Source organism: Reyranella sp., assembly GCF_965249915.1.
In the GTDB taxonomy this organism is placed as follows: Bacteria; Pseudomonadota; Alphaproteobacteria; order Reyranellales; family Reyranellaceae; genus Reyranella.
Window position 1 is genome coordinate 1,292,104 of the sequence record NZ_OZ252257.1, and the last position, 26,521, is coordinate 1,318,624.

23 protein-coding genes are annotated in these 26,521 nt (G+C 65.6%); 11 read left to right on the forward strand and 12 right to left on the reverse strand.

Annotated features, from left to right (window positions below; translation table 11 throughout):
* Window positions 1-85: 85 nt before the first annotated feature.
* Complete coding sequence (locus tag ACP15H_RS06370; protein WP_425065360.1) at window positions 86-1,018, reverse strand: hypothetical protein; 933 nt, start codon at window positions 1,016-1,018, stop codon at window positions 86-88.
* Between the two features lie 137 nt (window positions 1,019-1,155).
* On the opposite strand from ACP15H_RS06370, the gene ACP15H_RS06375 reads away from it, so the two are divergent.
* From ACP15H_RS06375 to ACP15H_RS06385, 3 genes are all read left to right on the forward strand, one after another.
* On the forward strand, window positions 1,156-2,106 hold the full coding sequence (locus ACP15H_RS06375; protein WP_425065361.1) for an NAD-dependent epimerase/dehydratase family protein: 951 nt from the start codon (window positions 1,156-1,158) through the stop codon (window positions 2,104-2,106).
* 75 nt (window positions 2,107-2,181) lie between these two features.
* The gene (locus ACP15H_RS06380; RefSeq protein ID WP_425065362.1) at window positions 2,182-3,108 is read left to right on the forward strand and encodes a thiamine pyrophosphate-dependent dehydrogenase E1 component subunit alpha; all 927 of its coding nucleotides are present in this window, start codon (window positions 2,182-2,184) and stop codon (window positions 3,106-3,108) included.
* A 14-nt stretch (window positions 3,109-3,122) separates the two neighbouring features.
* On the forward strand, window positions 3,123-4,217 hold the full coding sequence (locus ACP15H_RS06385; RefSeq protein WP_425065363.1) for an alpha-ketoacid dehydrogenase subunit beta: 1,095 nt from the start codon (window positions 3,123-3,125) through the stop codon (window positions 4,215-4,217).
* On the opposite strand, the gene ACP15H_RS06390 is transcribed toward ACP15H_RS06385, so the two are convergent.
* The gene (locus ACP15H_RS06390) at window positions 4,214-5,191 is read right to left on the reverse strand and encodes an NAD-dependent epimerase/dehydratase family protein (RefSeq protein ID WP_425065364.1); all 978 of its coding nucleotides are present in this window, start codon (window positions 5,189-5,191) and stop codon (window positions 4,214-4,216) included. The genes ACP15H_RS06385 and ACP15H_RS06390 overlap by 4 nt on opposite strands.
* A gap of 168 nt (window positions 5,192-5,359) precedes the next feature.
* Here ACP15H_RS06390 and ACP15H_RS06395 point away from each other — a divergent pair, with 168 nt between their 5' ends.
* Window positions 5,360-7,390, forward strand: coding sequence for a B12-binding domain-containing radical SAM protein (locus ACP15H_RS06395; protein ID WP_425065365.1), 2,031 nt, complete (start codon window positions 5,360-5,362; stop codon window positions 7,388-7,390).
* A gap of 16 nt (window positions 7,391-7,406) precedes the next feature.
* Window positions 7,407-8,381, forward strand: a complete 975-nt coding sequence (locus tag ACP15H_RS06400; protein WP_425065366.1) for an aldo/keto reductase — start codon at window positions 7,407-7,409, stop codon at window positions 8,379-8,381.
* Here ACP15H_RS06400 and ACP15H_RS06405 read toward each other — a convergent pair.
* Together ACP15H_RS06405 and ACP15H_RS06410 are read right to left on the reverse strand one after the other, a co-directional pair.
* On the reverse strand, window positions 8,335-9,552 hold the full coding sequence (locus ACP15H_RS06405; protein ID WP_425065367.1) for an HAD-IIIA family hydrolase: 1,218 nt from the start codon (window positions 9,550-9,552) through the stop codon (window positions 8,335-8,337). The genes ACP15H_RS06400 and ACP15H_RS06405 overlap by 47 nt on opposite strands.
* Window positions 9,549-10,610, reverse strand: a complete 1,062-nt coding sequence (locus ACP15H_RS06410) for a hypothetical protein (RefSeq protein WP_425065368.1) — start codon at window positions 10,608-10,610, stop codon at window positions 9,549-9,551. The genes ACP15H_RS06405 and ACP15H_RS06410 overlap by 4 nt, the downstream gene beginning before the upstream one ends.
* A gap of 419 nt (window positions 10,611-11,029) precedes the next feature.
* On the opposite strand from ACP15H_RS06410, the gene ACP15H_RS06415 reads away from it, so the two are divergent.
* Both ACP15H_RS06415 and ACP15H_RS06420 read left to right on the forward strand, forming a co-directional pair.
* Entirely contained in the window at window positions 11,030-12,148 is a 1,119-nt protein-coding gene (locus tag ACP15H_RS06415; RefSeq protein ID WP_425065369.1) for a tetratricopeptide repeat protein, read from the forward strand.
* A 25-nt stretch (window positions 12,149-12,173) separates the two neighbouring features.
* Entirely contained in the window at window positions 12,174-13,751 is a 1,578-nt protein-coding gene (locus ACP15H_RS06420; protein ID WP_425065370.1) for a hypothetical protein, read from the forward strand.
* 25 nt (window positions 13,752-13,776) lie between these two features.
* On the opposite strand, the gene ACP15H_RS06425 is transcribed toward ACP15H_RS06420, so the two are convergent.
* Window positions 13,777-14,889 (reverse strand): FkbM family methyltransferase, encoded by a 1,113-nt coding sequence (locus ACP15H_RS06425; RefSeq protein ID WP_425065371.1) that lies wholly within the window; start codon window positions 14,887-14,889, stop codon window positions 13,777-13,779.
* Window positions 14,890-15,006: 117 nt separating this feature from the next.
* A complete protein-coding gene (locus tag ACP15H_RS06430; protein ID WP_425065372.1) occupies window positions 15,007-16,338 on the reverse strand; it encodes a UDP-glucose dehydrogenase family protein in 1,332 nt (443 codons plus the stop codon).
* A gap of 156 nt (window positions 16,339-16,494) precedes the next feature.
* Between ACP15H_RS06430 and ACP15H_RS06435 the strand changes: the two genes are divergently transcribed.
* Window positions 16,495-17,988: a leucyl aminopeptidase gene (locus ACP15H_RS06435; protein ID WP_425065373.1), complete on the forward strand. Its 1,494-nt coding sequence runs from the start codon at window positions 16,495-16,497 to the stop codon at window positions 17,986-17,988.
* 8 nt (window positions 17,989-17,996) lie between these two features.
* Complete coding sequence (locus tag ACP15H_RS06440; RefSeq protein ID WP_425065374.1) at window positions 17,997-18,449, forward strand: DNA polymerase III subunit chi; 453 nt, start codon at window positions 17,997-17,999, stop codon at window positions 18,447-18,449.
* A 1-nt stretch (window position 18,450) separates the two neighbouring features.
* On the opposite strand, the gene ACP15H_RS06445 is transcribed toward ACP15H_RS06440, so the two are convergent.
* Window positions 18,451-19,536, reverse strand: coding sequence for a hypothetical protein (locus tag ACP15H_RS06445; RefSeq protein WP_425065375.1), 1,086 nt, complete (start codon window positions 19,534-19,536; stop codon window positions 18,451-18,453).
* A gap of 14 nt (window positions 19,537-19,550) precedes the next feature.
* Window positions 19,551-20,591 carry a cyclase family protein gene (locus ACP15H_RS06450; RefSeq protein ID WP_425069870.1) on the reverse strand — a complete coding sequence of 347 codons (1,041 nt, stop codon included), beginning with the start codon at window positions 20,589-20,591 and terminating at the stop codon, window positions 19,551-19,553.
* Between the two features lie 133 nt (window positions 20,592-20,724).
* Here ACP15H_RS06450 and ACP15H_RS06455 point away from each other — a divergent pair, with 133 nt between their 5' ends.
* Window positions 20,725-21,954, forward strand: a complete 1,230-nt coding sequence (locus tag ACP15H_RS06455; RefSeq protein WP_425065376.1) for an MFS transporter — start codon at window positions 20,725-20,727, stop codon at window positions 21,952-21,954.
* A 3-nt stretch (window positions 21,955-21,957) separates the two neighbouring features.
* Here the strand turns inward: ACP15H_RS06455 and ACP15H_RS06460 are convergent, their stop codons facing one another.
* A complete protein-coding gene (locus ACP15H_RS06460; protein WP_425065377.1) occupies window positions 21,958-23,835 on the reverse strand; it encodes an ABC-F family ATP-binding cassette domain-containing protein in 1,878 nt (625 codons plus the stop codon).
* 125 nt (window positions 23,836-23,960) lie between these two features.
* On the opposite strand from ACP15H_RS06460, the gene ndk reads away from it, so the two are divergent.
* Entirely contained in the window at window positions 23,961-24,383 is a 423-nt protein-coding gene (ndk, locus tag ACP15H_RS06465) for a nucleoside-diphosphate kinase (RefSeq protein ID WP_425065378.1), read from the forward strand.
* A gap of 73 nt (window positions 24,384-24,456) precedes the next feature.
* On the opposite strand, the gene ACP15H_RS06470 is transcribed toward ndk, so the two are convergent.
* Genes ACP15H_RS06470 through purM form a run of 3 tightly spaced genes read right to left on the reverse strand, consistent with a single transcriptional unit; the run spans window position 24,457 to window position 26,431 of the window.
* Complete coding sequence (locus tag ACP15H_RS06470) at window positions 24,457-24,660, reverse strand: aa3-type cytochrome c oxidase subunit IV (RefSeq protein ID WP_298317426.1); 204 nt, start codon at window positions 24,658-24,660, stop codon at window positions 24,457-24,459.
* Between the two features lie 41 nt (window positions 24,661-24,701).
* The gene (gene purN / locus ACP15H_RS06475; RefSeq protein ID WP_425065379.1) at window positions 24,702-25,352 is read right to left on the reverse strand and encodes a phosphoribosylglycinamide formyltransferase; all 651 of its coding nucleotides are present in this window, start codon (window positions 25,350-25,352) and stop codon (window positions 24,702-24,704) included.
* Window positions 25,340-26,431 (reverse strand): phosphoribosylformylglycinamidine cyclo-ligase, encoded by a 1,092-nt coding sequence (gene purM, locus ACP15H_RS06480; protein WP_425065380.1) that lies wholly within the window; start codon window positions 26,429-26,431, stop codon window positions 25,340-25,342. Before purM ends, purN begins: the two co-directional genes overlap by 13 nt.
* Between the last annotated feature and the right edge of the window lie 90 nt (window positions 26,432-26,521).

The following is a 26,521-nucleotide window of genomic DNA, read 5'->3' on the forward strand; positions in this document are numbered from 1 at the left end:
GGGGCCTCAATAGCCGGTCTCGCCCGTGAATGCGACCCCGTGATTGCCCGCCGCGCCGCGGCGGGCCGGGGCCCGTTCGGGCTGGCTAGACCGGCTCCCAGGCGACCAATGAGAAGCATTCGTGGAAGCGGCTGCCGAATTTCAGCCGCTGCACCTTCAGGAGCCGGATCGAACCGGCCTGCTCGAGGGAGCGGAGATGAGGCAGGAGACCGGTCAGGTATTTGCGCTGCTGGTGGTAGCGGATGGCCAGGGCGTCGTGCGGCAGCGCGGGATCGTAGAGTTCCAGCATGGGCTCCACATGGACCACCCTTTTCGGACGCTTCTCCAGAATGAAATCCAGGAAGGGACGGAACCTCTCGCCCACCTGCTCGAGAGCGCACATGGTGAGAACGCTGCTGTTCGGGGCGAACTCGAAGCCGCTGTCGGGGGCGAAGAAATCGAACCGTTCTCCCGCGATCTTCATCCCGTGACGCTCGCCGAGAAGATTCGCAATCGTGACCGCGGCGGGTGCCCAGTCGAGGGCGGTGATGTCAGTTTGGGGATAGAGCTTCGCATAGGCCGCAACGTTGAAGGCGCTGCCGCTGCCGAACTCGTAGAGATGCGACGTATCGGCGAGATAGGTCCGGAACAGCCAGTCCCGGAAGATCTCGAGGAAGGCCAGCTCGAGCCGCTCGGTGACGCCTTCGACGTAGGCACCTTGCCAGCGCAGAAGCACTGTACCGCCGACGAACCGTGGATTGAGCGCTTCGAGCGCGTGTCCCGAGCTGATGAAGTCGTCCAGATGATCCTGCCACGCGTCGCGCCAGATCGAGGCGCGATGCTCGCCGACGACGGTGAAACCGCGATCGATGTCCTCGGCCACCTTCGCGCGGGCAGCCGCCTGGGCCGCCTCGTCGAGAGCCGTGTAGAGCAGGGGAGTCTTCTCCAGCAGCGCCTTGGTGCGCTCGTCGAGGCTTCCCGCCGGGAGGCCACACGCAATTTCGAACTCTCTTTGTCCCAGGCGCTGATGCGGCGACATTCCCATTTCCTGTCAACTCGTCCGTTCGGGGGCGTTCCTTAGCACGTCCGGCACCTCGGTCGACCGAACTGTGCGACAATCTGCCGGCCGGCGGTTACGGTCGGCGCGGCATGCAGGTGACGGAGGGCCGAGGGAAGATGACGATCGCGGTGGCGGGTGCAACGGGGCTGATCGGACGGCATGTCGTCGATGCGCTCGCCGGTCGGGCGGGAGAGCCCGTGGTCGCGACCTACAGATCGCGTGCACCCTTCCCCACCGAGGGCGTCCGGTGGGTCCAGTGCGACTTCACGGACAGGGACCAGGCCTCCCGTGCTTTCGCCGGTTGCGACACCGTCATTCTCTGTGCAGGTCGAGTATCCACCAGCGCCGTGTTGCGGGACGAGCCGGCGGAATCGGTGCTCGACAATCTGCGCATCGTCACGAACGCCATGGAAGCCGCTGCCCGGGGCGACGCGAGGCACGTCGTCCTTGTGAGTTCGTGTACAGGCTATCCGCCCTCCCTGGAATTGCTGGAGGAGGAGCAATATGAGACCGGCAACCCGCCCGGACACTGGTTCGGCGTGGGGTGGATGCATCGCTCCCTGGAAAAGCAGCTCGAATGGTACGTTCGGACGTTGGGGTGGCTCGACTCTGCCGTCGCCCTGAGACCGACCCTGGTCTATGGGCCGCATGACGACTTCGATCCGCGAACCGGGCATTTCCTGCCTTCGCTCGTGCGGCGTGTCGTCGAACGCGCGCGACCGATCCGGCTGGCCGGCGACGGCACCCAGACGCGAAACCTGATCCATGCCCGTGACCTCGCGAGTGCCGTCGCGGCGGCCCTCCAGCCCGGTTTAAAGGGGTTCCGGGCCTTCAACGTGGCAACGCCGGACGAGGTGTCCGTCCGATCGATCCTGCAGGCGCTGCTCGATGCCGACGGGTTCGACGATGCCGCGGTCGAACTGGAAGGCCAGAATCTGGGCCCGGCGATGCTGCGCGTTTCGGGGCGCCGCTTCATGGACGCCACGGGCTGGCGGCCGGCGACCTCTGTCGCCGACGGCCTGACCGAGTTGCTCGCCTGGTATCGGGCCAACCGGAATGTTGAATAGTTGCAGGTGTATCGCTAGGAGAGGCGTCAGGGACGGCCGCTCGGGCCGACTTTCAGGCTTGGGGAATATAGTTTGATGGACAGCGACGAGCGCTATCGCCGACTTTTCCGGACAGCGCTGACGATCCGGCTGGTCGAAGAGCGCATCATCGAGCTCTACCCTTCGGACAGGATCCAAAGCCCGGTTCACCTGTCGATCGGCCAGGAAGCCGTCGCCGCTGGGGTGTGCGATGCCTTGAACCCGGACGATCTCGTCTTCGCGACGTATCGCTCGCATGGCTTCTACATCGCCAAGGGCGGCCCGCTCGACAAGATGTTCGCCGAACTCTACGGCCGTGTCGGAGGTATCTCCAAGGGCAAGGCCGGCTCGATGCACCTGTCGGCCCCCGAAGTCGGGCTGATGGGCTCGTCCGCGGTCGTCGCCAGTTCGATTCCCCATGCCGTCGGAGCCGCGCTCTCGTTCAAGCGCCGGGGCAGTTCGCGCGTGGCGGTGGCGGTGTTCGGCGACGGCGCGACCGAAGAGGGCGTCTATCACGAGAGCCTGAATTTCGCGGCCCTCATGAAGGTGCCGGTGCTGTTCCTCTGCGAGGATAACGGGCTGGCCGTGCACAGTTTCAAGAATGCCCGACAGTCCTACAATCTGCTCGAACACGCCGCGACCTTCGGCATCGAATCGCGGCGCGTGGACGAGGGCTGGGACATGCTGGCGATCCGGCAGGCCACGCTGGACGCGCTATCCGTCGTCCGGGCGGGGCGGCCCTTCGTGCTCGAGATCGCGACCGGGCGCTACAAGGAGCATGTCGGCGTGGGCGACGATTTCCATTTCGGCTACCGCAGTGCCGCCGAGATCGATGCCTGGAAGGCGCGGGATCCGCTTCTGCTCGACGAGAAGCTCGTTGCAGAACTCAAGCCGGAGATCGATCGGGAGATCGCGGCGGCTGCCGAGTTCGCCGAGAACAGCCCCTTCCCGGGGCGAGACGAATTGCTGACCGACATCATCTAGGCAGGGCTTGAAGCATGAACGTCTCTACGAAAGAGCGTCCGTCGACACAGACGCGCGTCCTGTCCTATGCCGGTGCCTTGCTGGAGACCATGGATGCGGCGCTGGCCGACCATCCGAACACCTTCATCATGGGCCAGGGGGTCGACGACTTTAAGGGCATCTTCGGCTCGACGACCGGCCTCGCCGAGAAGTACGGCGCCGACCGCGTTTTCGACGTGCCACTGATGGAAGAAGGCATGACGGGCGTGGCGATCGGTGCGGCGCTGGTCGGCGACTATCCGATCACGACTCATATCCGCGCCGACTTCTCGTTCCTGGCGATGAACCAGATCGTGAATCTGGCGTCCAAATACAGCTACATGTTCGGCGGCATCATGTCATGCCCGATGCTGATCCGCCTGGTCGTCGGCCGCAGCTGGGGGCAGGGCGCGCAGCATTCGCAGAGCCCGCAGGCGACCTTCGCCCACTATCCCGGCCTGACGGTGGTCATGCCGTCGACCAGCCAGGCGATCGTCGACATGTACCCGCAGATCATCGCCCGTCATCCCGGTCCGGTGGTGAGCATCGAGCACCGGTTGCTCTACAACCTCGACTTCTCGGTTTCCGCCGAGACTCCCGCGAAGCCGATCCCGCTCACCAGCTATGTGGCGCGCGAGGGCCGCGACGTGACGGTCGTGGCGACGTCGGTGATGGTGCTCGAGGCCCTGCGTGCGGCCCAGTATGTGGCCGAAAAGGCGGGCATCGAGGTCGAGGTCATCGATCTCAACTCCATCAGCCATCCGGACTGGGAACTCGTCATCGGCAGCATCCGCAAGACGGGCAGGCTGGTCATTGCCGACACGTCCTGGCTCGAATACGGCGTGGCGGGAGAGGTCTGCCGCCAGGTCATGCTGCGCGACCCCTCGATGCTGCGGCAGGCGCCGGCGATGCTCGGCATGGCCGCAGCACCCTGTCCGACGGCCAAGAGCCTCGAAGACATCTATTACCCGAGCCAGCACGAGACCGTTGAAGCGATCCTGACCCAGGTGCGCGGCAGCGGCCATGGCATCGAACTGCCGGTCGAGCGATCGATGACCGAAGGCTACAAGCGCTTCAGGGGACCGTTCTAACGACGGGCGGGGCTGGCCGGGTCGTTCCTGTACCAGGCCAGCGTTCGCTTCAGCCCCTCGGCCAGGGATAGTTTCGCCTCGAAGCCGAGCAGCGAGCGCGCGAGACCGTTGTCCATGAGGCGCACCGGAACCGTACTCGGTTTCGACGCGTCGAACGTCACCTGGGCGTCGGAGAAGCCATCGACCTCCAGCAGCGTTTCGAGGACCTCGCGGACGCCATAGCCCCGGCCAGCGCAGATGTTGACCGCGAGGAAGGGCAGGTCCGTCGCGACGGCGGCCAGCGTGCCGTCGACGAAGTCGTCGATGTAGATCAGGTCGCGTATGTCCTCGCCGGTGCCCCAGACCTGAAGAGGAGTCTGCCGCTCGGCAACCCGCCGCACGAGCGCGGCCGTGACGTGGCTGACGGCGAAGTCGAACTTGTCGTAGGGGCCGTAGACGTTCGAGGGGCGGATGACCACGGTGGGCATCGGCTTCGCAATTTTCTCGGCATAGGTCCGGCAGAGGATTTCGGCGTAGCGCTTCATCCAGCCTGCCGGGAAATACACTTCCTCCGGATCTCCGTCGAACATTTCCGCCTCGGTGACGGGGCGCGCGCCGGTGCCGGGGTAGGCCGCGCCGCTGGAGATGAAGCAGACCTTTTTCACCTGCGCCTGATAGGCGGCCTCGAGAAGGAGGGTGTTGATCAGGACGTTCGGCGTCACGTGGACGAGAGGAGTGGTCCGGATAACTCCCGCTCCCGAGGTCTGCGCCGAGCAGATGAAGACGATGTCCATCCCCTCGACGACCCGGGCGCACTCCTCGGGGCGCCGGAGGTCCGCCACCACGATCTCGGCCTCCGGAAACGCCGCCTGCAGGGGCTTGCGGTGAACCGACAGACGCAGTTCGGCGCCGAGGGTGGCCAGTTTCCGCGCCAGATTGGTTCCCAGGAAGCCGGCCCCACCGGTGATCAGTATCTTTTTGCCCGCAAACTGCATGTTACCCCGGTGTACCCAAAAATCCCTGCTGGACCATGGGATTATGCCAGTCAATCCTATTGCAATGCGAAGTGTGCCGCTCTACCTCTCAGGGCGACTTCCACAGACATATCATCCATTACTTTGGCTGGATTCCGCCAAGGGACCGAGGACAACGGGGCGCAGCGAATGTCGACGCCACACGCCGAAGAAGCCACCGTGCAAACGATGCCGCCGACGAAGCCGTTGGTTGTCGGCCTGGTGCAGATCAACAATTCCTTCTCCGGCCAGAATTATCTGCCCTATTCGGTCGCCTTGCTGCAGACCTACGTAAAGAAGTTCGCGGCCCGGCCCGAGCTCTATCGGTTTCTGCCGTCGCTCTACAAGCGCGTGCGCATCGCCGATGCGGTCGAGGCCCTCAAGGATGCCGATATCGTCGGCTTCAGCACCTATGTGTGGAACGGCCGGATTTCGCTCGAGATCGCCCGTCGCCTGAAGGCCTTGAAGCCCGGCATCGTCATCATCTTCGGCGGGCCGCACGTGCCCGATCAGCCCGAGGCCTTCATGCGGGCCAATCGCCAGATCGACCTCGCGGTCCATAACGAGGGCGAGCGGACATTCCTCAAGCTGCTGGAAACGTTCCACGATCGTTCGACATGGGAAGCCATTCCGGGCGTCAGCATGGTGAAGGCCGACGGCAGTTTCGTTCGCACCAAGAATCTCGACCGCGTTCGCGATCTCGACGAAATTCCGTCGCCGTTCCTCGAAGGCGCCTTCGACGAGATCATGGCGGCGAACCAGACGGAAAGCTGGATCGGTCTCTGGGAAACCAACCGGGGGTGTCCTTTCCGCTGCACGTTCTGCGACTGGGGCTCGGCCACCGCCGGCAAGGTCACCAAGTTCGGCGAGGAGCGGCTCTATCGCGAAGTCGATTGGTTTGCCGAGAAGAAGATCGAGTACATCTTCTGCTGCGATGCCAACTTCGGCATCCAGAAGCGTGACGTCGACATCGCCAACTACGTTGCCGACGTGAAGCAGACGACCGGCTATCCGGTGGCCTTGTCCGTGCAGAACACCAAGAACGCGACGGAACGTGCCTACGAAACGCAGAAGATCCTGTCCGATGCCGGCCTGAACAAGGGCGTGGCCCTGTCGATGCAGAGCGTCGACATGCCGACGCTGGAGGCGATCAAGCGCGACAACATTTCGCTCGGCACCTACATGGAGCTGCAGCGCCGCTTCACGCGAGACAAGGTCGAAACCTACTCGGACCTGATCCTGGGCTTGCCCGGCGAGACCTACGAGTCGTTCGTGCGCGGCGTCGACCTGCTGATGGAGAACGGCCAGCACAACCGCATCCAGTTCAACAACCTGTCGATCCTGCCGAACGCCGAGATGGGCGATCCCGCCTATCAGGCGAAGTACGGCATGGTCACGGTGGAATCGAAGATCATCAACATCCACGGCGAGCGCATCGAGCTCGATGACGACGTGCCGGAGGTTCAGGATCTGGTGATCGCCACCGCGGCGACCCCGCTCGACGACTGGCGCCGCACGCGCATCTTCTGCTGGATGACGGCGCTCCTCCACTTCGACAAGCTGTTCCAGATCCCGCTGATCCTGGCGCACGGCATCTCCGGCATTTCCTACCGCGACATGATCGAGGCCTTCATGGCGGCCGACGCCAAGCGGTTCCCGACCATTGCGCAGATCAATGCCTTCTTCGAGAGCGAGGCCCGGTCCATCCAGCAGGGCGGATCCGAGTACGTGTTCTCGAAGGAGTATCTCAACATCTTCTGGCCGGCCGACGAGTACATCTTCGTCAAGCTCACGGCCGAGGGCCGGTTCGACGCCTTCTACAAGGAGGCGGGCGAACTCCTGTCGGAGACCGTGCGCGCGCGCAGCGACGGTCTTCCGATCGAGATCGTCGAAGAGGCGGTCAGGCTGAACCACGCGCTGGTGCATCAGCCCTTCGCCAAGGGCGACGTGACGGTGAAGCTCAGCTACGACCTGCTGGACTATTGGAACAAGGTGCGCGGCGGTGAGCCCGCGCTGCTGCGCAAGGCCCCCATCGTCGTCGAAGTGGATCGGACGAGCCGGCCTTACGACGACTTCCAGAAATGGTGCCGGGAGATCGTCTGGTGGGGCAACAAGAAGGGGGCGTATCTCTACTCGCCTCGCGCCGTGGAGATCACGCCCGAGCTGGCCGGACACTACTGAGCCTGCGGCCCCGGCGATGAAGTATCGTGAGCTGGGCGGGACCGGCATTCTGGTCTCGGAGGTCGGATTCGGTGCCTGGGGAATCGGCGGAAGAACGGCCGGCACCACGTCCTACGGCGATACCGATGACGCGCAATCCCTGAAGGCGCTTCACCGGGCGCTGGACTTGGGGATCACCTTCTTCGACACCTCCAGCGCCTACGGTTCGGGCCATAGCGAAGTGCTGATCGGCAGGGCGGTGGCGGGCGGGCGGCACAAGGCCGTGATCGCCACCAAGGCCGGCTACGACGACTGGACGAAGCCACCGGATTTCTCGGCGGCCGCGATCAGGCGCTCGACGGAGGCGAGCCTGAAGCGGCTCGGTACGGACTATCTGGACGTCCTGCAGCTCCACAATCCTCCCTCGGAGGTTCTGGCCGCCGGAGAGACGACCGAGGTGCTCGCCTCGTTGCTGGCCGAGGGCAAAATCCGGTCCTGGGGCGTATCTGCAAAGAATCCCGCCGGTGCGGTCGAAGCGTTGCGCGTCGCAGGCGCGCCGATCGTCCAGGCCAACTTCAACATGATGGACGTCCGCGTGGTCACCGACGGGCTGCTTGAGGAAGTTGCCCGACGTGGAGCGGCGTTCATCGCCCGGACTCCGCTTTGCTTCGGCTTCCTCACCGGGACGATCGACCGGAGCACCGCCTTTGCGGACGGAGACCACCGGGCAGGCTGGTCGCGGGCCCAGCTCGACAACTGGATCGATGGAGCAAAGGACCTGATCGCCGCCGTCCCGGCGACGCCGGGCCGTCAAGCCGTGCTGAGTGCGCTGCGCTTCTGTCTTTCGTTCGAAACTGTTTCGAGCGTCATTCCAGGCATCCTGCATCCCGCCGAAGCGGAGACGAATGCCGAAGCGAGCGAGCAGGGGCCCTTACGGCCGGAGATCCTGGAGAAAGTGCTGGCGATCAACGCGAAGAGGGATTTCTTCGTCTCGCCGGCGCGTGCGTCCTGACGAAGTCGAGGAGGTTGCCGCCGGGGAATTGATGGCCCGCGATTCCCGCCGCCGCGGCCGCCTGCATGTCGATGTCGCGATCGCCGATCATGAAGGACCCTGCCATGTCGACAGGCCACTCGTCCCTGACCTTGAGGATCATCCCGGGGCCCGGCTTGCGCAGCTCCGACGTCCGACGATAGCGCTCGACAGCTCCCTCGGGGTGATAGGGGCAATATTCGAACCGATCGACGTGTGCGCCGGCGTCCTGTAATTCGCGCTGCATCCAGGCATGCAGCGAGTGAACCTGTTCCTCGCCATAGTGGCCGTGCGCAACGCCGGCCTGGTTCGTGATCACGAACACGTAGTAGCCGGCGTCGTTCAGCCATCGGATGGCGTCCTTTGCCCCGTCGATCCAGCGGATCTGGTCCGGCCTGTGGACGTAGTTGTCGTCGTGATTGAGGACGCCGTCGCGGTCCAAGAAGGCCGCCGGCCGGCGAATGAAAGCCGGCATCGCATCCTGTCCGCGGGCAAAGTCGTCGGGAACGCCGATGTCGATGAAAGTGCCTTCTGCTGCGAACCCAAGCAGCTCACCCTCCGCAGCAAGCGGCGGGAGTATGTCGTTTTCGAGCGAGCAAGGAACGCTCTGGATCCGGTCGAGGAGCCGACGCCGGACCAGGTAGATGCCGGCGTTGATGGGCAGGTCGCTTTCCCCCTTGGGCAGGAAGCGCGTTATCCGGTCGCCCTCGGTTTCCACGCGCCCGTACCGTCCGCCGCGGACGCCGCGCGCGAGCGCGAGTTGCAGGGTCCAGTCGTCCCGGTCGAGCGGGGGCACCAGGGACAGCCAGTTGAAGCCGAAGAAGGAATCGCCATTGAAGAGAAAGAAGACGGGATCGAGAGCGTCGGCGGCGTTGGACAGGGCACCGGCCGTGCCGGCCGGTGTCGCTTCGACGATCACGTCGATCGACAGGCCGCCGACGACCTTGCCCGCATAGTTGCCGACGACTTCCCCGGCATTGTGTCCGGCCAGCAGCAGCAGCCGCTCGAGGCCGAAGCGACTGGCCTCGCCGATCAGGTAGTCGAGGAACGGCCGTCCGCCGACTTCGAGAAGGGGTTTCGGCGTGCTTTCCGTGAGCGCGCCGAGGCGTGTCCCTCGGCCTCCGACCAGGCAGACGGCCTGCCGCACGGTCATGGTGTGTCCCAGGCGGCGCGCAGCACGGTTCGTTCGGACAAGGTTTCGCGCGCCAGCCCCCAGTCGGCATCGTTCGTCTCGAAGGACGTGTCGTTCCTCGCATAGCGGGCGGCCTTGGCCACGAAGTTGCGCTCGATCGACGGGGCCAGGATTTCCTCCAGGCCGCGGACCCGCCGGCGGGGATAGTCGAGCCAGACCCGGAGCGACATGGCGAGCTCGCGCCGATGCCGCGCGACCAGATAGTGGTCGAGCCGAAGCTGCCAGTCCTTCCAGACGGTCGCCGTGCGTTGCGCGTGAGTGTTTCCGTGGATGACCTTGTAGATGCACTCGTCCTGCCAGTGGATCTCGGACGCCCCATGCGCCGCGGCGGCATGGAGCGCGATCGAGTCCGAATCCAGGCAGAGCACGCTCGGATCCTTCTGGTACGCGCGGATATCGTGCCATCTCTGGGTCGACATGAGGATGAAGTCGCCGCAGGCATTGGTATGCAGGTCCCGCATCTTCCAGTCGATGCTGTGCGTCAGGCGGTCGTTCCTGTGGACGGTGCTGCGCGCGAGCGCGGCCAGGAGCTGGTCGTCCGGAAGGTCGAGCCAGCTCTCGTCCTCCATGCGCGCGTCCAGCCTGTCGCATCGATAGACGCAGCCATCGTCCAGGGTGCGCTGGCCGAGCCGTGTGACGAGCTGCTCCGAATAGAACGTGTCCAGCGCCTTGGGCGTGACGAACTTTCCTCTGGCTCGCCTGATGCCGACGTTCGCGGCGTTGTTCACATGCATGCCTCGAGTCCGCCACCCTTGCAGGCCTTCGTGATGCTGAGGGGGAACGACGATGAAACGAACCGTCACATTCCCTGTGGGACCCAACGAGCCCAATTCCTCCGCGAGAAGAGGCCGGTCGGGCGGAGGATTCCACTCGACGACGATCAACTCGGAGGGGATCGCGTGCTTGTCCAGCTGGCGGACGAGGACGCCGAGGGCGTGTTCCAGCCGCTTCTCGTAGTTCGGCGTATAGCCGTCGTTTCGTGCCCAGCCGACAATGCTGAGATAGGGCTGAACTACCATTCGATGACACCTGCTCGAGCCGAATCCGCATCGCCCGAGGCGCAAGGGATCAAATTCCTGATTTGCGAGTCGGTCGCACCCGCGCGCAATTGTGCAGAACGCCGCTCCCCCTGAAGGTATGTTTCCCGGTAGGAAGTGCCAGCGACGTGCGCTGCGAAGGCCGTACTCATCTGTCGGTTTGTTATCGATGCGGTAGGATTCCGTCAAATTCCCGCAATTCGGGGCCGAACGGCGCACTGTCGGGCGGGGTGCCTTGACGTGCCGTCGACGCTAAGTTAGCGGACAGGATTACAGCGGATTGCAGGCAATCGGAGCTATCTGACACTTCTGCGAGCTGCCCCGGCATGGGGTGGCTCCAGGCCGTCTCACCGGTATCTGGCCCCTTACCGTGCAGGAGCAATTGAGTGAGTAATTCAGGGATGTTGGTGCGGCTGTCGGGAAGCCTGCGGGGGACATTGGGCGCTCGGCGACGCCAGACGGTGGATGAGTGGGCTCCCGGTCCGAACGGAAGCGAAGCGGAGCATCTCTTCCTGCGCGCGATGGCGCTCTATCGCATGGGCGATGGCCGGGCCGCCATCAATCTGCTCCGTCAGGCGACGGCGATCGCACCGGCCTTTGCGGATGCGATCGAGGCCGAAGGCGAAGTCCTGGACATGAGCGGCGATACGGCCGCGGCGCTGGCCAGGTACGAGGAAGCGCGCAGGCTGAGGCAGAAGGGGCGTGCAGGGGCCCCCGACCGGCATTTCGTGCTGCGCCAGATGGGCTCCCATACTTCGGAAATCGTCGCCTACACGAGAGTCCTTAAATCCCTCAAGAAGTTTGCCCTGCCGAATCTCGCGAGAGGGAATGCCTATCTGGCCGATCGGCAGCCTGAACTTGCACTCGCCGACTATGAACGTACGCTGAAGCTTCATCCCGCCTCCCTGGACGCCCTGGCCCTGAAGGCGGAGGCCCTGTCCGCCCTCGGCAAGTATGCCGCAGCCGTCGAAGATCTCGACAAGGTCATCGCCGCGACGCCCAAGTCGCCCGACTCGCTGAATGCGCGGGGCATTGCGCATATGGCCCTCGGGCATGTCGAGCAGGCCAATACCGATTGGCGGCGCCAACTAGAGTTGCTCGGCGGGCGCCCGTCGGCAAGTGCCTATGTTGCCCTGCGTCTCGCAGACTATGAGGCCGCGCTGCCGCACCTCGAGACGATGGTGCGGAACGACAGGCGCGATTCCTATTGGGCCTTGTACCTGCGCACGGCGCAAATCCGACTCGGGCAGGCGCCTGCCTCGGCGCAAGCCGCCGCTGGGGATGAATGGGTCGCCTCGCTACTGGCCCTGCAGGACGGCTCCGTTTCCAGCGAACAGGTCATGGCCATGGCCGATACGGCCGGCCGGCGAGCAGAGGTGCTGTTTCAACGCGGCGTCCTGGCCCATGGCGGGGATCGTTCCGCCGCGCGTGCCTATTGGCAGCAGGTCGTGGAACTCGGTCAGCCGGCGCTCGTCGAACATGCAGCCGCGCGAAACGAATTGTCGCGTTCTGCTTCCTGAGTGATCGACCCTCACGCGAGGTACCATGTTTTCCGTCATCCTGTACGGCCGCAACGACACCCACGGGTATAACCTTCACAAGCGCGCGGCCATCAGCTTCAATGCGCTGGCCGAGGTGATGTCCGATCCGGACGACGAGATTCTCTTCGTCGACTACAACACGCCGGACGATCACCCGACATTTCCGGAGGCGATCCACGACACGCTGACCGAGAAGGCCAAGAAGGTCTTGCGGGTGTTGAGGATCCGTCCCGAACAGCACGCGCATCTCAAGTCCAAGACCCATCTCGTGGCGCTGGAGGCACAGTCGCGCAACGTCGCCTTGCGCCGCTCGAACCCGAGGAACCGCTGGGTCCTCTACACGAACACCGACATGCTGCTGGTGCCGCGAACCGAGGGGGAATCGCTCAGCGACATCCTGGGTTCCGTACCGGACGGCTTCTACCAGATCCCGCGCTTCGAATTGCCGGAGATGCTGTGGGAGGCCGCGTTCGACCGTCGGGACCCTGCGGGCAATCTCGCCAAGCTGCGCGACTGGTCGGTGCGGTATCACCTGAACCAGGTGGTCCACAATTTCATGCCCATGAAGTACGACGCGCTGGGTGATTTCCAGGCCGCCCTGCGCGAGGACATGTTCGCCATCCATGGGTTCGACGAATCGATGCTGCTGGGCTGGCATTGCGATTCGAACCTCGCCGCTCGACTCGCGCTGTACCGCGGCCGCGTGGATACGCTGATCGACAAGCTGTTCGGCTACCACTGCGACCATACCCGTGTCGCCGCCGCCAACAACAAGGGGCGGCAGACGCGGATGAACAACCAGGACGACTACATCTGGAACGTGGCGACGCCGTACGTGCCGGCGCAGGCCGACAATTGGGGATGGCCGGACGTCGAGATCGAGGAAATCAAGCTGGATCGCGACACCTCCTATGAGCGCTTCACGGCGGGTCTCGACGCCGCCCTGAAGCCGGCCACGGCGCCCTATACGGCGACCAGCCTCGAATGGCACCTCTACGACGACCTGACCTACGATCTCGATCATACGCTGCCTTTCGTCACCGATCAGATGCTGACCTATCCGCGCTCGACGGCGGTCATGGTCGTGGCGACGCGCCGGGCCTTCGTCGACCGGTTCGTGACCGCCTGGAAGGCGATGGGCTTTACCGGACCGGTACTGGTGCCGAACGAGTGCGAAGGCCTTCCGACGGATCTGCCGGGGCTGGTGAGAGGCAGCTTCGAGGAACTGTTGCCGAAGGCGGAGATGTTCATCTTCGAGTTCGGCCTGGCGACGCAGCATGCCGACGAGCCCATACGGACGGGGCGCGTGGCCGGGCCGCTCGATAGCAAGCGGCTCAAGGCGGTCGCGAAGCTGTTCAGGCAGGCGGCCGCGACGGAAGCGGAAACGCGGCCCCCGGGCCGGCGGACTCCGCGGCGATTCGTGGGCGTGAACGTCATCTACAACAAGTTCTGGCCGCTCTTCACGGACTACGTGGGCGCCAACATCAACCCGTTCTGCAGCCAGGTGCTCGCGGGATTGGCGCGCCACGATCCGAGCCTTCGCGGCAAGGTGCTGCGGTTCCGGGGGCGTCGCGCGATCTGACGCCACGCGCTGTGGCGACCAGGCGTCAGCGGGGGATGGATCCGCCGAAGCGGGCGAGCAGGCGCTGCCAGAAGGAATCCTTCACCACGCGCTTGTCTTCCCACGAGGCGGCGAACTCGCCATCGTATTGCGGGATGACGGACTCGGGAAAGCGCCGACCGTCGGCCGGCCTGAGGAGCGGATCCGCCACCAGATCGCGATCCATGTATTGCCGGTAGGTCAGCGACCTTCCCTTCACCTCCGGCACGAGCAGATCGAGGAGTGTTTGGACAGGCACGAGCGAATCGAACGTGCTGCCGTGCGCCTGGATCAACTCGGCGGCGCAATCGGACAGTCCGAAGATTTCGAAGAGACAGGCTGCGACGACCAGACGCCGTGCGTCGGGTGAGGTGTCCAGCAGGTCACGCATGTAGAGCGCGTTGGCCTCGAAGACCTGTCCCTGCGTCGACGGACCGGCTGCCGGCCGGCCATCGTCGAAATAGTTGGAGTAGAGATACGGATAGGGCAGGGCCTTTCTGCTCAGCCGGTAGACGTCCAGATCATAGAGCTCGAAGGACTGTTCGCGCAGGTACTTCTCGAGCTCCCAGTAAACCGGACAGCCGGAGATCTTCCGGCTGAAGCGTACCTCGGACAGGACGCCCTGGACGCTGGGCAGCAGGTCCTCGCCGCCCTGGAGGATCTCGAGTTCAGCCCCCTCGGCATCGACCTTGATGAAATCTGCCGCGGTGAGGCCGATCGATGCCAGCGCCGACGAAAGCGTCGTCGTCTCCAGCGTCTGCTCTGACAACACGGTGGCGTTCTGGCTTGCCGTGTAGCGCCCGAAGTAGGCCGGATCGCTCCGGTAAAACGAGGAGGAGGCGGCGTGGTTGGCAACGTAGACTGCGCGTCGGCCTTTGCGGCGATCGAGCGCGAAGGGCAGATACCGGGTACGAAGGTCGATGGCGTTCAGTCGCCTGCACTCTTGGGGATCCAGGTCGAAGCCGACGATGCGCAGGTCGTCGGCGAAGACCGACCAATAGGAAGCAATGCCGCCGCGCGCGCCGACATCGACGACGGTGAAGGGCTGCTTGCGAAATGCGCCGGCCTCGACCAGCGCGGCCGTCATTCGAGGCGAGTCGTTGATGTGGAGACCGGACATGGCGGGCGGCGGCAGAATGGGCGGAGCGAGGGTGCGATCGACGCGATGCGCGTGGAGCGGCCATGAAAAAGCCCGCGCGTGGCGGGCTTCGTCATCTGCCGACTGGCTGTATCTCTCTTACCGGCCGGAGCCGAGATAGAGCAGGTCGGCGACTTCTTCGAACTGGTCGGCGGGCAGGGTCCGCCACAGGTCGAGAACGGTCAGGCGTTGGCCGTCGCGTTTGCACCACGCCGGCGAGATCTCCTTGTACTGCGGCCAGCCGGTCGCGACGATCAGCAGGTCGCACTCGCGCACGGCGCCCTCGATCGAGGAGGCGCCGACCACCTTGTCGCCCAGCACGGCCAGCGCCGCATCCTGGGCCAGCGGATCGTGCACGCTGACGACATAGCCCGCATCGGCGAGCTTGGCGGCGAGCTTCACGCTGTGGCTCTCTTCCACCACCGGCGTATGCGGCTTGTAGGAGAGGCCCAGGATGGCGATGCGGGTGCCGGCCTTGGCGAACTTCGAGACGAGGGCGGAAAGACGCTCGACCTGGAAGTTGTTGATGCGGTCGGTCGCCTCGGCCACGTCGGCGCGCGCGCCGATCTTGCGGGCGAAGGCGGCGAAGGCAACGTTGTCGCGCGGGAAGCAGGGGCCGCCATACCCCATCGCGCCCTTGAGGTACTTTGCGCCGATGCGGGTGTCGGCGCCCAGCGCCTTGGTCACGGCGTCGACGTCGGCGCCCGGGATGCGGTCGCAGATGTCGGCCAGCATGTTGGCGTAGGAGATCTTGGTGGTGACGTAGGTGTTCACCGAGATCTTGGTGAGCTCGGCGTTGACGAAGTTCATGCGCTGCACCGGCGGCTTCTTCTCGCACATCTGCAGGTAGATGGTCTGCAGCATGTCGCCGGCCTTGCTGTCGCTCTCGCCGATCAGGATCGAGTCGGGGAAGAGCATGTCGCGCACGACGCTGCCCAGCGCGATGAATTCCGGATTGTAGCAGAGGCCGAGGTCGGGACCGACCTTGCGGCCGGAGGCGGCTTCGAGCGCATCCTTGATCTCGGTGCCTGTGGTGCCGGGCATCACCGTGCTGGTGATGACGACCATGTGGTAGCCCGTCTTGTTCTTCAGGGCCTTGCCGAGCGTCTCCATGGCCTGGAGCACGAAACGGTTGGAAAAGAAGCCGGTGCTGTCCGACGGGGTCGGGACGATCACGAAGCTGGCGTCGCTCTTCTGGATCGCCTCGTTGGCGTCCATGGTCGCCGAAAGGCGATCCCTGTTGGCGGCGATCAACTCGTTGAGCTGCGGCTCGACGATCGGCATCTTGCCGGCATTCATCGCGTCCACGAGCGTCTTGTTCACATCCAGGCCGATGACGGTGAAGCCGCGGCTGGCGAGGACAGCGGCCAGAGGGGCGCCGAGCTTTCCGAGACCGACGACCGAGACGCGAGGCAGAGTTGCTGTGGTCATTTCCATGTCCGTTTTGAGGGCCGGTACTGATACTGGCGCTGGCGCTCCGATGCCACCCCGATTTTGCAGGGGCGCGGCGGACAAACACAGCTTGCGCGGTCCCGTCGCAGGGGCGAAATATCGGGTCAAATCAGGCGCCAGGCGCAGGGGATGTAGATGAAAGTGGAGTTTTTGGCCTTTCCGAAGGCCTTTTCCGGCAATGTTGCGGTTTTCGTCGGGGCCGGAAAGCAGCTCCTCGCGACGGCCGAAGCCGTCGACAAGGCCGCAGATGGGGCCGTCGCGCGCGCTCTGGAGGCAGGGCGGTTCACCGGCGCCAAGGGCCAGACCCAGACCTTGCTCGGCCAGTCCGGGGATATTGCACGCCTTCTGCTACTGGGAATCGGCAAGGGCGAGGATCTGGATGCGCGGGCGGCAGAGGAGCTGGGCGGCGTTGTCGCAGCCGAGGCCAATGCCGCGGGCCATACCGCCGTGACCGTGGTGATCGACCCGGTCAAGCGCAGCCGCCTGTCGCCGGCCGAGATCGCCGCGCATCTGGCGCTGGGCGTCCGCCTGCGCAGCTACCGGTTCGACAAGTACAAGACCAAGGACAAGCCGGAGCAGAAGCTGTCGCTGCAGCGGCTCACCGTCGTCCTGGCCACGCCCGCCGATGCGCGCAAGGCCTACGGCCCGCTCGAGCCGGTGGTGGATGCGGTGTTCCTGACCCGCGATCTGGTGAGCGAGCCGCCGAACGTGCTGTATCCGGTCGAGTTCGCCCGCCGCGCCAAGGAGCTCACCAAGCTCGGCGTGAAGGTCGAGATCCTGGGCGAGGCCCAGATGAAGAAGCTCGGGATGGAGACCCTGCTGGCCGTCGGACAGGGCAGTGGGCGCGACTCGCAGCTCCTCGTCATGACGTGGATGAACGGCCCGAAGGGGCAGGCGCCCGTCGCCCTGATCGGCAAGGGCGTGTGCTTCGATACCGGCGGCATCTCTCTGAAGCCGGCCGCCGGCATGGAAGACATGAAGTGGGACATGGGCGGTGCCGGCGCCGTCACGGGGGCCATGAGGCTGATCGCCGGCCGCAAGGCCAAGGCGAACGTCGTGGCGGTGTGCGCGCTCGTCGAGAACATGCCCGACGGCAATGCCCAGCGTCCGGGCGACGTGGTGAAGTCGATGTCGGGACAGACGGTCGAGGTCATCAATACGGACGCCGAAGGCCGCCTGATCCTGTGCGATGCCATGTGGTACGCGCAGGAGAAGTTCAAGCCGCAGGCGATGGTCGAGCTTTCGACCCTCACCGGCGCCATCATCGTGGCCCTCGGGCATGAGCGGGCGGGCCTGTTCTGCAACGACACCGAGCTGTCCAACCGGCTGCGCGCGGCGGGTTCGGGGATCGGCGAGAAGCTGTGGCGGATGCCGCTCGGGCCGAAGTACGACAAGCTTATCGATTCGGAGATCGCCGACATGAAGAATGTCGGCGGCGGGCGCGATGGCGGCTCGATCACCGCCGCGCAGTTCCTGCAGCGCTTCGTGCAGGAGGGCGTCGCCTGGGCGCATATCGACATCGCGGGCGTGGCCTGGTCCGGTAAGGGCGACACCACCACGCCCAAGGGTGCGACCGCCTTCGGCGTGCGCCTGCTCGACCGGCTCATCGCCGAGAACTACGAGCGCTGACCCAGCCGATGGCGACAGAGGTCAATTTCTATCATCTGACCCGATCGTCGCTGGAAGACACGCTGCCACGCCTGCTGACCAAGACATTGCAGGCGGGGGAGCGGGCGGTGGTGCTGCTCGGCTCGCCGGAGCGGGTGGATGCGTTGAACACCCATCTCTGGGTCTACGATCCCGACGGCTTCCTGCCGCACGGCGCGGCCCGTGACGGTGAGGCCGACCGGCAACCGGTCTGGCTCACGCATGTCGACGAAAACCCGAACGGCGCCGCTTTCCTCTTCGTCGCCGATCGCGCCAGGTCGGAGAAGGTCGGGGACTACAAGCGCTGCTTCGAACTGTTCGATGGCCGTGACGAGACGGCCGTCGACGACGCGCGCGAGCGCTGGAAGGCCTACAAGACCGCGGGTCACGCAGTCGCCTATTGGCAGCAGACAGAGACGGGCGGCTGGGAAAAGAAGGCTTGAACTAACGCCTGTCGCGGGGCCTCAGATAGGCCTGCCAGGCAGCCGCCAGGCGTTCGCGCAACGGGATCGGTCCTTCGGGACGATAGAAGTCCGGCGGATCGGATTCGAAGCGGGCCATGTAGCTGCGATAGTCGAGCGGCCGGGCGCGATCACCCTGGGCCTGGGCCGCGAGCAGATCGAGGCCGCGATCGACGTCGATGACCGGCTTCAGCCTGTCGCGACAGCCGAGCAGCAGTTCGGCGGCGGCGTCGGGCACGTCCCAGGCCGACAGGATCGCGGCCAGCTTGGCCACTTTCTCGGCGCCGAGGCTCGCAAGCTTTGCCGGACCGTTCGGGCCAGGCAGATCGAGGGCGTAGTAGGCCTCGCCTTGGAAGGGGCGCCCGGAATGCGTCTCGGCCGGCGTCGGCCAGATGTAGCGGGCAGGGAGGGCGCGCGAGGAATAATTGCGCACGTCGAGCCGGAAGAGATCGAAACCGTGACGGCGCATGAAGCGGTCGGTGTTGTGGAAGGAGTGCTCGTCGTGGCCGCCGTCGCCCACGAAGTTCACTTCCATCTGGACGGCCAGCAGGTGCGCCGGCAGCCGTCCTTCGAAGCTCTGCAGGATCTGCCAGTCGATGCCGTCGGTATCGATCTTCATGTAGTCGAGGTCGTTCCAGCCGCGCGCCGCCAGAAGGTCGGGCACGACAACGGGCTTCGCCGGATCGGCCAGTCCGGTCAGTTCCCAGGCATTGTGCCGGAGCTGCTCCTCGGTGGAGGCCGTCCGCAGCTTGGCGTCGCGGATTTCGCGTGTGCGCATGAAGCTCATGCGATCGCGCATCTTCATGATCAGCGGTGCGGCCGGCCCGGCCGACAGGTCGATCGGCCTGTCGGCGCTCGGACTGACGAAGGCCGCCACGTAGGAGACGTCGGGGTTCTTTTCCTCCGCCGCGAGACGCTGGCATTCGCTGGCGCTGGCGTCGATTCCCAGCGCCTCCAGCCTGTCGCCGAAGGCACGCCATTTCGGATCGAGGCCACCGGAACAACCGATGTCCAGCAGCGCGAACCGCTCCGCCTTCAGCCCCTGGGCGACGAACGCCGTGAACGACATCGCGACAGCCGACCTCAGACCGTGGCGACGGGAGTCGCGGGCGAACCGACCGCGCCGGGCAGACGCAGCGGCGGCGCCGTCAGCAGGAAACGCGACCGCTGCTTGCCGCGAAGCCAGAGCGCCAGGTCCTTCAGCCACCAGATCTCGCCGAGATTGAGTCCCAGCTTGAACAGGCAGTGATTGTGGAGCGGCAGCGACGGATGCTCGGCATCCTCCGGGCCGGGCTTCGCCGGCACGGCCTCGACGCCGTAATTGTCGGCGATCAGCGCCGAGATCTGGCTGTCGGTGATCCACTGCAGCAGGCGCTTGTCGCGGCCGTCGAGCACGCAGCACATCGCATGCGCGCGCGCCGGGTCGACGTTCTTGTTCATCTTCATGATCTCGTCGGTGAAGCCCGTGTACAGCAGCAGCATGTCGCCGGGTTCGACCACGACCTTGTCGGCGTCGAGCACGCGCTTGAAGTCGTCGTAGCTCACATACTTGTGGTCGCGGCCGTAATGCTTCTCGAGATCGATCAGGACGGCACGGCCCTGGATCGCCTTGGCCGCCATGTTCTCGACGCCGAGCTTGTGGGCGTAGGAGAGGTGGCCGCACCCGTCGCGGCCGGCGTCGGGCAGCGGACCGACCACGTCGGAACCGGCCTTGAAGCCATTGTAATAGAGCGGCTCGGGCACGCCGTCGCCGTCGGCATCGAACAGGCCGCCGACATGGGCCAGCGTGTCCCACTGCGTCGAATACTGCAGCGTCAGGATCACCCGGTCGTCGCTGGCGACGTCGACGAACTGCGGGTTGAGGCTGTTGGTGAGGAAGTTGAAGCGCCAGCCATTCTCGTCGCCCGTGGGCGACAGGACGGGGGGCAGACGGCGCGGGTTCAGGACGTTGCCGCCCGGGAAGTCGAGCGGAAGACTGAGGCAGAAGGAGAGCCCTTCCTTCACCTCGGCAATGCCCTCGAGCACCTTCTTCGGCGTGATCAGGTTGAGACGTCCGAGCTGATCGTCGTCGCCCCAGTCGCCCCAGGTCGATCCTTCAGGGCGATGTTTCCAGCGCTTCATGATGCGTTTCTCCCTCTTGCCGGCGGGGACACTACTAGGGCCGCCGGAGCGCGTCATCACATGCGCATGGCTCCCCCGCGCATTTCCGGAAACGTTCGCCATGCGGATCGCTTATGATGGTCGGGAAGAGGTTTCCATGTCCGCTGCCACCACCGCGCCGCTCCCGCATGACTTCCGTGTGATCAGTCTGATCGGCGTCGCCCACGGGGTGAGCCACTACTACCAGCTCGCCTTCGCCACCATGCTCCTGATCGTCCGGCAGGAAGCCGGGTTGAGCTACGCCGATGTCGGCCTGCTGGCCGGCATCTTCTACGGCGTATCCGGGATCGCACAGACGGCGGCGGGATTCGCGGTGGACCGATTCGGCGCCCGACCCATTCTTGCCGGCGGCCTGTTCGTCGTCGGCCTCGGCCTCGCCTGCATCTCGGTCGCGCATTCCTTCATCGGGTTCGCCTGCATCGCGGTCATTGCCGGGCTGGGCAATTCGGTCTTTCATCCCGCCGACTTCGCGCTGCTGAATTCTTCCGTGAACGCGCACCGCCTCGGCCGTGCCTTCAGCATCCACGGGCTCGGCGGATCGCTGGGCTGGGCGGCCGCACCGGTGATGTACTTCCTCGACAGCATGTTCGGCTGGGTCGGGGCGGCGCTGATCGGCGCCTTGCCCGGCATCGTGCTGTCGGGGCTGGTGCTCGTCCATCGCGAGCAGCTGGTCGATCACAGGGTCAAGGTGCGTGCGGCCGCGGCGCAAGCCGGCGGCCGGCCGGGGCTGGCGCTGTTCCTGCAGCCGGCGCTGCTGCTCTGCCTCGCATACTTCGCGCTGATCGCCGCGAACACGGTCGGCATCCAGCAGTTCGCCGTGCCTGCCTGGAGCGGCATGTTCGGCGTCACCGAGAACTATGCCGCGTTCTGCCTGATCGTTTTCATCGGCGGCTCGGCGGCGGGCATCCTGGTCGGCGGCTATTTCGCCGACCGCGTCCGCCGGCACGATCTGGTGGCGGCGTTCGGCCTCCTGGCGGCAGCGGCCCTCACCGTGCCGATCGCAACCCAGACCGTGTCGCCGGCGCTGCTGCCGGTGCTGCTGGCGCTTGCCGGGGCCGCCGGCGGCATCACCAATCCGTCACGCGACATGATCGTGCGCGGCGCGACGCCTCCCGGCGCGTCGGGCAAGGTCTTCGGCTTCGTCTATTCGGGGCTCGACATCGGCTCCTTCGTGGCGCCGCCGCTGTACGGCCTGCTGATGAACGGCGGCCAGCCGGCCGTGATCTTCTGGATCGCCGTCGGGCTCTACACCTTCAACGCCGGGATGGTGATGCTGATTCGCAACAACAGCACACGCAAGCCGGCTTACCCGGCAGCGGCCGAGTAGGGATCAGGCGGCCGCTTCCAGAGCTTCCTGCGCGGTCAGCCAGCGCTTCTCCGCGTTCTGGACCTCGCGCTCGAGGCGGGCTTTTTCCTTTTGCAGCTCCGTGACGACGCTGCCGGGGCCGGCATAGATCGCCGGATCGGCGAGCTTGGCCAGGACACCGTCCAGCTGTTCCGTGAGACGCGCCAGCATCTTCTCGGCGCTGTCGACGGCCTTCTTGAGCGGCGCCTTGTTGCTGCGATTGTCCGCGGCGGCCTTGCGCTGGTCCTTCTTGCTGCCGGCGTCGGCCGGCTTCTCGGCCTTGGGCGGACGCGCCCCGCGCTCCTTGAGAAGCTTGGCCTGGTACTCGTCGATGTCGCCATCGAAGGCCTTCACCGTCCCGCCCTGGACCACCCACAGGGCGTCCGCGACCATCTTCACAAGATGTGTGTCGTGGCTCACCAGCACGACGGCACCCTCGAAGTCGTTGATGGCGTCGACCAGCGAGGCGCGCGCGTCCATGTCGAGATGGTTGGTCGGCTCATCGAGCAGCAGCATGTGCGGCGCGGTGCGCGTGGCGAGCGCGAGCAGCAGTCGGGTCTTCTCGCCGCCCGACATGACACCGACCTTGAGGTTGGCGCGGTCGCGCGAGAAGCCGAACCGGCCGAGCTGGGCGCGCACCTTGGCCTCGCCGGCGCCGGGCCCGAGCGCACGGGCCATGTGGTCGAACGGTGTCGCCTCGAAGTCGAGACCTTCCTCCTGATCCTGCGAGAAGTAGCCGACCCTGAGCTTCGGCGTCTTCTTCAGCTGGCCTTCGCGCGGCTCGAGCCTCTGCGAGAGCAGGCGGATGAACGTCGACTTGCCGTTGCCGTTCTGGCCGAGCAGGGCGATGCGGTCTTCCATGTCGATGCGCAGGTCGAGGTTGCGCAGCACCGGCGGCCCGTCGGGATAGCCGACCGACACGTCGTCGAGCGTCTCGATCGGCGAGGCGAGAATCTCGGGTGAGGGGAAGTTGAACGAGATGCGCTCGTCGATCGGCACCGAGGCGACGGGCCCGAGCTTTTCGATCATCTTCATGCGCGACTGGGCCTGGCGCGCCTTGCTGGCCTTGGCCTTGAAGCGGTCGACGAAGGCCTGCATGTGCTTGCGCTGCGCGGCGACCTTGGCCTGCTGCGCGGCATCGTTGGCGAGGCGCTCGGCGCGCGTGCGCTCGAAGAAGTCGTAGTTGCCGGTGTAGGCCACGAGCTTCTGCTGGTCGATGTGCACGATGTGGTCGCACACGTCGTTCAGCAGGTCACGATCGTGGCTCACCATCAGGACGGTGTTGCGGAAGCGCTTCAGATACTCGGTGAGCCAGATCATCGCCTCGACATCGAGGTGGTTCGACGGCTCGTCGAGGATCAGGAGGTCCGGGCTGCTGAACAGCGTTCCGGCCAGGGCCACGCGCATGCGCCAGCCGCCGGAGAATTCGCCGCAGGGGCGGGACTGCTTTTCGTTGTCGAAACCCAGGCCGTTCAGGATCGAGGCCGCGCGGGAAGGTGCAGCGGCCGCGCCAATTTCCTCGAGGCGGGCGTGGATCTCCGCCAGGCGCACGCCGTCCTGGCACGTTGCATCCTCGGCCAGCAGCGCGCTGCGCTCGACGTCGGCCGCGAGCACGGCATCGATTACCCTGATATCGCCGCCGGGCGGGTCCTGCGGGACCGAACCGACGCGGGTGCGGCCCATCAGGTTGATCTCGCCGCTGTCGGCTTCGATCTGGCCCTGGATCAGGCGCAGCAGCGTCGACTTGCCGGCGCCGTTGCGGCCGACCAGGCCGACCTTCCAGCCGTCGGAAAGGGCCGCGGAAGCGCGGTCGAACAGTACCCGCTCGCCGTGGCGGAAGGAGATATCGCTGATGTGGAGCATGGGCGGCGCCGTTTACCATGCGCTTTGGCCGCAAACCAAGCTCATTGGGCACGCTTGCCCGGTCCAAACCCCGCGTCTATAAGGCGCGCCCAAGCATTGAAATCACTGCCTCCAAGAGGGAATTCATGGCCGTCGAACGTACTTTCTCGATCCTCAAGCCGGACGCGACTCGCCGGAACCTGACCGGCAAGATCAACGCCCGCTTCGAGGAGAAGGGCCTGCGCATCGTCGCCCAGAAGCGCATCCAGATGAGCCGGCAGCAGGCCGAGCAGTTCTACGGCGTCCACAAGGACCGTCCGTTCTTCGGTGAACTCTGCACGTTCATGACCTCCGGCCCGGTCGTGGTGCAGGTCCTCGAAGGCGAGAACGCCGTCGCGAAGAACCGCGAGATCATGGGCGCGACCAACCCGGCCAACGCCGATGCCGGCACGATCCGCAAGGACTTCGCCGAGTCGATCGAAGCCAACTCGGTGCACGGCTCGGACTCGCTCGAGAACGCGGCCATCGAGATCGCCTACTTCTTCGCGGGCTCCGAGATCGTCGGCTGACGCGGCGCACGCACCGGAACGAAAAAAGCGGCCCGAACGGGCCGCTTTTCTTTTGGAGACGTTGCCTGCGACGTCAGTCCAGGATGGCAAAGCCGATCAGGAGAGCGATCGAGCCGCCGATGCCCAGAACGAGGCCCAGCAGCGGCAGGTGCGCGATCAGGCCGAGGGCCATGGACACCAGAAGAACGATGATCCAGAGGAGCGTGAACGTGACCAGCTTGCTGAACGACGCGTAGGTCGCCGCGTGAGCCGGAAAGTCATCCTTTGCTTCAGCCATATCTCATCCCCGCTTGAAATCGTTGGCGATCTTATATCGGACTAGGTTTCTCGGGAAAAGAGGAGCGTGGCGTCGCAGGCCACGCCTGCGACGGTGACCCTGTCGCCGTCGATCGCGATCCGGCCTTCGCCGAACCAGCGCACCACCAGAGGATAGAGGCGATGTTCCTGGCGTAGGATGCGCGCCGAGAGCGTCTCCTCCGTGTCGCCGGTCAGCACCGGCACTGCCGCTTGCGCGATGATCGGCCCCGAATCGAGATCCGGGGTGACCAGATGGGCGGTGCAGCCGCTCACGCGAACGCCGGCATCAAGCGCCTGGCGCTGCACGTGCAGGCCCTTGAAGGCCGGTAGCAGGGACGGGTGGATGTTGATCAGCCGGTCCTTCCAGCGGGCGGGAAACCACGGGCTGAAAATGCGCATGAAACCGGCCAGCACGACCAACTCGACACCCTCACGCTCGAGTTCCGTCGAGACGGCGCGGTCGAAGGTCTCCCGATCGGGATGGTCGCGGTGGGAGACGATGGCGGTCGGGATACCGGCCGCGGCGGCAATCGCCAGCCCTGGCGCGTTCTCCCGGTTGCTCACGACGCAGCCGATCTCGGCGGGATAGTCGGCGGCCTTCGCCGCGTCGATCAATGCCGCCAGGTTGCTGCCGCGGCCGGAGATGAGAACCCCGACCTTCAGCTTCGCCATAGGCTCTCGGCATGATCGACGACGCAGTCGGCCTCGTCGGTCGGCGCCTTCTCGATCACGCCGATCTCGCTCACCGTCTCGCCGGTCTCCGTCAGCGCCCGGGCGACGCGAGCGGCATCGTCCTTCGCCACGACCACGATCATGCCCAGGCCGCAGTTGAAGGTCCGCAGCATGTCGTCGGTCGGCACCTGGCCGACCTCGCGCAGCCACCGGAAGACGCGCGGCGGCGTCCATTGGCGGGCGTCGAGCCGGGCACGCGTCCCGTCCGGCAGGCAACGCGGCACGTTGCCGGGCAGGCCGCCGCCGGTGATGTGGGCGAGGCCCTTGATCGCGCCGGTGCTCCGGATCACCTGCAGGAGCTGCTTCACGTAGATGCGCGTCGGCTCAAGCAGGGCCTCGCCCAGCGTCGCTTCGGCGAACGGCGCACGGTCGGCGTACTTCAGGCCGCTGCGCTCGACGATACGGCGCACCAGCGAATAGCCGTTGGAATGCGGGCCGCTCGAGGCGATACCCAGCACGACGTCGCCGGGCGCGATGTCGGTGCGGGGCAGCAGGGCGTTGCGTTCGGCCGCGCCGACCGTGAAGCCCGCCAGATCGTAGTCGCCGTCGGCATACATGCCGGGCATCTCCGCGGTCTCGCCGCCGACCAGCGCGCATCCTGCTCGGCGGCAGCCTTCGGCGATGCCGGCGACGAGGCGGCGCCCGACATCGACGTCGAGCCGGCCGCTGGCATAGTAGTCGAGGAAGAACAGCGGCTCGGCGCCCTGCACCACGATGTCGTTGACGCACATCGCCACGAGGTCGATGCCGACCGTGTCGGGCACCGCCGCTTCGATGGCGACCTTGAGCTTGGTACCGACGCCGTCGGTGCCGGACACCAGGATCGGATCGGTGAACCCGGCCGCCTTGAGGTCGAACAGGCCTCCGAAGCCGCCCAATCCGCCCATGACGCCTGGACGGTTGGTGCTCTTCGCCAACGGCTTGATGTGCTCGACGAGGTTGTCGCCCGCGTCGATGTCGACGCCGGCGTCCTTGTAGGTGAGGGGGGGCCGATTGTGGCCGGGGGCGTCAGGCTTCAAGCCGGGCTCATTCATGCTAATACGGTGCGCGAACATAGCCAAAAACCGGACCCCCGCAATGCCGATAGGCCGCGTCTTTTCCACGATAGC